At 60.0% G+C, this 4,598-nt stretch carries 4 protein-coding genes; 2 read left to right on the plus strand and 2 right to left on the minus strand.

The features are described from left to right. Nucleotides 1-202: 202 nt before the first annotated feature. A complete protein-coding gene (locus L248_RS07165) occupies nt 203-1,351 on the minus strand; it encodes an NAD(P)-dependent malic enzyme (RefSeq protein ID WP_022529484.1) in 1,149 nt (382 codons plus the stop codon). 157 nt (nt 1,352-1,508) lie between these two features. Between L248_RS07165 and L248_RS07170 the strand changes: the two genes are divergently transcribed. Further along, the gene (locus L248_RS07170) at nt 1,509-2,468 is read left to right on the plus strand and encodes a sugar-binding transcriptional regulator (protein WP_022529485.1); all 960 of its coding nucleotides are present in this window, start codon (nt 1,509-1,511) and stop codon (nt 2,466-2,468) included. A gap of 294 nt (nt 2,469-2,762) precedes the next feature. Then, entirely contained in the window at nt 2,763-3,452 is a 690-nt protein-coding gene (locus L248_RS07175) for an SLAP domain-containing protein (RefSeq protein WP_196812004.1), read from the plus strand. A gap of 102 nt (nt 3,453-3,554) precedes the next feature. On the opposite strand, the gene L248_RS07180 is transcribed toward L248_RS07175, so the two are convergent. After that, nucleotides 3,555-4,451, minus strand: coding sequence for a phosphate ABC transporter substrate-binding protein (locus L248_RS07180; protein WP_081701244.1), 897 nt, complete (start codon nt 4,449-4,451; stop codon nt 3,555-3,557). Nucleotides 4,452-4,598 lie beyond the last annotated feature (147 nt).

Consider the following 4,598-nt stretch of genomic DNA (forward strand, 5'->3'; position numbering starts at 1 on the left):
GGCCACGCACGAACCAGAGGACAGTCACGCCCCAAATCCGGTCCGTCCTCCGTCACCCTACTGTTGGGATGGCCGAAGAAGTCCACGCCAGAGTCGGCCGTGAAGCAGATGCCTCCCGCAATCACTGACGTGGGTCCCTCAATCAATACCAACCGTGTCATCACAGTCATTGCTGACGATTTCTTCCCTATCCGATTATTTGTTAGTTCTGCTGCTTCGCGAATGCTTCGACCGCGGCCGTGACGGCGTCGACTACACCAGCGTCGAAGACACCGGGGACAATTTTGTCCGCGGTGGGGGCGGGGATGAGGTTGGCGAGGGCGGTGGCGATTTGGGTTTCTAACGCGGTGTTGACGGACTTGAGACCACTCTTGAGAAGACCGCGGAAGAGGCCGGGGAATGCCAGGATGTTGTTGACTTGGTTGGGGTACTTGCTGGCGCCGGTGGCGATGACGGCGGCGCCGGCGGCTTGGGCCTCCGCCGGGTCGATCTCGGGCACCGGGTTAGCCAGGGCGAAGATGATCGGCTGCGCGGCCATTTTCTTTACCTGGGCACCCGTGAGCACGTGGGCGTCAGAAAGGCCAACGAAGGCGTCGGCACCAGTGATGACCTCGTCCAAGGTGCTGCCGGCGGCTTGGTCGACTTGGCCGGCTAAGTCACGTTGATATTGATTGTATTGGGTGTCATCCGGACGGACGACGCCGTGGATGTCCACCAGCGTGATATGCGTGATGCCGGCCGCCAGGAGCAGCTTAGCGGTGGCGATACCGGAGGCACCGACACCGGTGAGGACGATGTGCAAGTCCGTGAGGGGCTTGCCCACCACCTTAGCCGCGTTGATCAGGCCAGCCAGGACGACAATGGCACTGCCCTCCTGATCGTCGTGGTAGACCGGAATGTCCAATTGCTGCTGCAGCGCGTCTTCGATGGCGAAGCAGCGCGGGGCGGCAATGTCTTCCAGGTGAATACCGGCGAAACTCTTCTGAATGTTCTTGATGGTGGCGACGAAGTCGTCGATGCTGACTTGTTCCACCGCCAGGGGAATCGCGTCGACACCGGCGAGTTCCTTGTAAAGCAAAGCTTTGCCCTCCACGATGGGCAGACCGCCAGCGGGCCCGATGTTGCCCAGACCGAGGACCGCACTACCGTCGGTGACCACCGCCACCAGTTTGCCGCTGGTGGTGTAAACGTCCTTCTTTGCCGGATCGGCTTCGATTTCTTTAGCCAGACCGGCGACGCCCGGCGTATAGGCCTTGCCCAAGTCGTCCCGGTTGGCCACGGTCAGCTCCGGCTTGATGGACAGCACACCGGTGTGGGCGCTGTGCAGCCGTTCTACTTCATTTTCTGCCAAGAAAAATGACCTCCTTCAACCCAAAATGATGTCTTCTTAACGGGGATCATTATCGCACAACATTTCCATTATTCAAAACGAAAGGCTTATTTTTTAATTTTGAAAATGGCTTTCTCGGAATGATATACTAGGTGGGAGAAAATAGAAAGTGCAGGTAATGGCGATGGCATCAGCGGAACATCAGGCCCTCCTCACCGCGATCGCCCAGGATTATTACTACTCCCGAGCGTCGATCAGTGAGTTGGCCGACAAGTATCACACGTCTCGGTACTATGTGGAAAAATATCTGACCGAAGCCCAGAACAGCGGCTTGGTCACGATCACCATCCAGAGTCCGGCCACCCGGCTGCATGCGTTGGAGCAGCGCTTCCAGGCGGCCTTCTCCATTCCCCACCTGGCCATCATTCAGGATGCCGCCAACCCGACGCAGACAGTGGATCAGGTGGTGACCTATGCTGCCCATCAGTACCAGCCGCTGATCCGCACGCTGCACGTGGTGGGGCTGACTTGGGGCGGCACAGTCTACGACGTCATTCAGCACTTCGCGGCTGATGATGTGCCCGCCCTGCACTTCACCCAATATATGGGTGAAAACATGAAATACCACTCCCAGGCCGGATCCACCCGGATGGTGGAGATGGCAGCGAATAAGTTCAGCGCGCAGTACCACACGCTGGTCGGGCCGCTGTACGTCTTTGATCCAGAAGCCCGGCGGCTGCTGGCGGCAGAGCCCGCCGTGACCCCGACCCTGGCCCTCTGTCAGCGGCTGGACTTGATCATCACCGGAATCGGCACCTTGGCCTCCATCGATTCGATCCCGGTCTGGCACGCCCAGCGGGACCGCATCATCCCCCCGGACCGGGCCGGTGAGGCCGCCGGTGTGCTGTACGGCCGGCCCTATACCGTCCAGGGCACCTTCATTGCCCCGGACGATGTGCCCGTATTCGGTGCACCCCTGACCCAGACCCTGGCGGTCCCCCGCCGATTGGCGATCGTCACCAGCAAGTTCAAGACCCAGGCGACGCTGGGCGCCCTGCGCGGCGGTCTGCTCACCGACCTGGTCATGAGCGAAGGCGTCGCCAACCGCATCGCGGCCGAGGCGGCCGAGTTGCAATAGAACCCGTCCGTGTTTGCCCGCCCCTTGCGGCGGGTATTTTTTCACATTGGGGGAAATGATAGTTCACATTTAACCCCTGTGTTCGTGGTGTTTCGCCATCCTTTCTTCACACCGGTTAAGCCCTTGCAAAGTTCCTCAAGAAGTGGCAATGGCGGCTAGGCGGGGACGGGAATGCTTGGTATGCTGTTTCTTGTAGTCAACGAGGTGCTCCGGAGCGCCGCTGAACCACGACCCAATTTCTCGCTATCGGTTGACTGCAGATTCCCCATACCAGAAAGGACGATTATTATGTTCATGCAGAAAGTAAAGGCCCTTGGTATTCTCTCCGCTGCCCTCTTGGCAGCCGCGCCGCTGACGATGGCGGCCGCTTCCCCCGCCCAGGCGGCCAGCACACAGCAATCGCAATCCGTGCAGCACGAACAACAAAACAACGCCGGTCAGAAACAATCCAAGCCGACCCAGCAGCAAAACGCCGATGCCAAAAAACAGGCCCAGCCGAAACAGCAGCCCGCTGCTGCGCAACCCGCTAAACAAGCCAGCAGCACGAGTACCGTGACGGCCGCTACCGGCACCTTGACCGTGACGAACAAGAATGGTGCAGGTGTCTATGCCAGTGCCACCGGAACCGGTGCTGAACGGACGCTGCCGTACAATTCTTCGTGGGTCTACTTCGCGGTCGCCAAGAACGCAGACGGTACGACCAGTTATAAGGTGGGCACCAATGAGTGGGTCAAGGCTGCAGACGTGAGCGTGGCCGGCAGCACAGCCGCTAAGCCCGCTGCCAGTGCCAGCAGCCACCCCATCTTCAAGGTCGGCAGTCAAGCCGCCCCGCTGGTGGACGCCAACGGCAAGCAGGTGAAGCAGCTGACCGCCGGCTCGCGCTGGCAGACCTTCGGCACCAAGCAGATCGACGGTGCGACCTACTATAACGTCGGCGGCGGTCAATACGTCCGCGCCGATCTGGGCCAAGCCAACGCCAATTAATGAACCTTACTTAAGCGAATACCAGTAGGTTGCAGAAAGGGTGCCTCGTCCGGTCAAGTGATCGGACAAGGTACCCTTTCTTACTGTGCATTGATGCCAAGCTTACGGTCGGACATCGTTCAGCTGGCCATCCGCCGTGCGCTCCACCTTCATATTCTTGATCGGCAGATAGCCCATCTTCGTCACCAGGGACTTCTGGACCTTAGCGGATTGCAGATACTGGATGAAGCGCACCTCGGCCAGCGTCGGCTTCCCCTTCACGTAAAGATGTTCGTACGCCCACAGCGGCCATGTGCCCGTCTCGATGTTGGCCGCGGACGGTTTGATCCCGTCGATATAGACCGGGGCAACGCTGTCGTCCAAGTCGGACAGGGCCAAGTAAGAAATGGCCCCCGGTGTGGACGCCACCATGGCCCGGGCCTTGGCCGAAGATTCCTGTTCTAGCCCAGTCTTCGGCTCGGTCCCGTGGAGTACCTGGCGGTCAAAACTGGTGCGGGTACCGCTGCCCTCGGCCCGGTTGATGATCGTAATGGGCATATCCGGTCCGCCCACCTGCCGCCAATTCGTATATTGACCGGCGAAGATCAAGCGCAAGGCAGTGGTCGTGATTGTCTTGACCCCCAGGCGCTTGTTCACGATGGGCACGATGCCGACCACGGCAATCTTGTGGTCCACCAGATTGTTGGGCACCACGCCGTCCTTTTCTTCCGCAAAAATATCACTCATGCCGAAACTGGCGCGCCCGTCGGAGACTGCGGTGAATCCCTCAGCAGAGCCGCCTTCGGTCACGGTGGTCGTCACGTTGGGATGGGCGGCGCTGTAATTCTTGGCCGCTTCTTGAATCAGCGGGGCCATGGCCGTGGAACCGGTCAAGCTCAGCCGTTCGGGGGCATTGGCCCCCCGCTGGCCCGCCTGCACGGCCGCAATACCGCCGCCCAGGGCCGCCAGCACCACCAGTACCGCGATACCCCATACCATTGCTCGGCGTCGTTTGGTCATTGCGCATCCTCCTCTTTCTTCACTATTTAGTATAAAGAGGGAACGTAACGTTTCGGGGCGGGTTTGTGTCACGGAAATGTAAAAGAGGGGCCGAGGCCCGGCGATTTGGGCCCTCCGGCTGGCTGGGCGGGCGAAGCGAAGCAAGTG

The sequence above is a fragment of the Schleiferilactobacillus shenzhenensis LY-73 genome (genome assembly GCF_000469325.1).
Taxonomy (GTDB): Bacteria; Bacillota; Bacilli; order Lactobacillales; family Lactobacillaceae; genus Schleiferilactobacillus; species Schleiferilactobacillus shenzhenensis.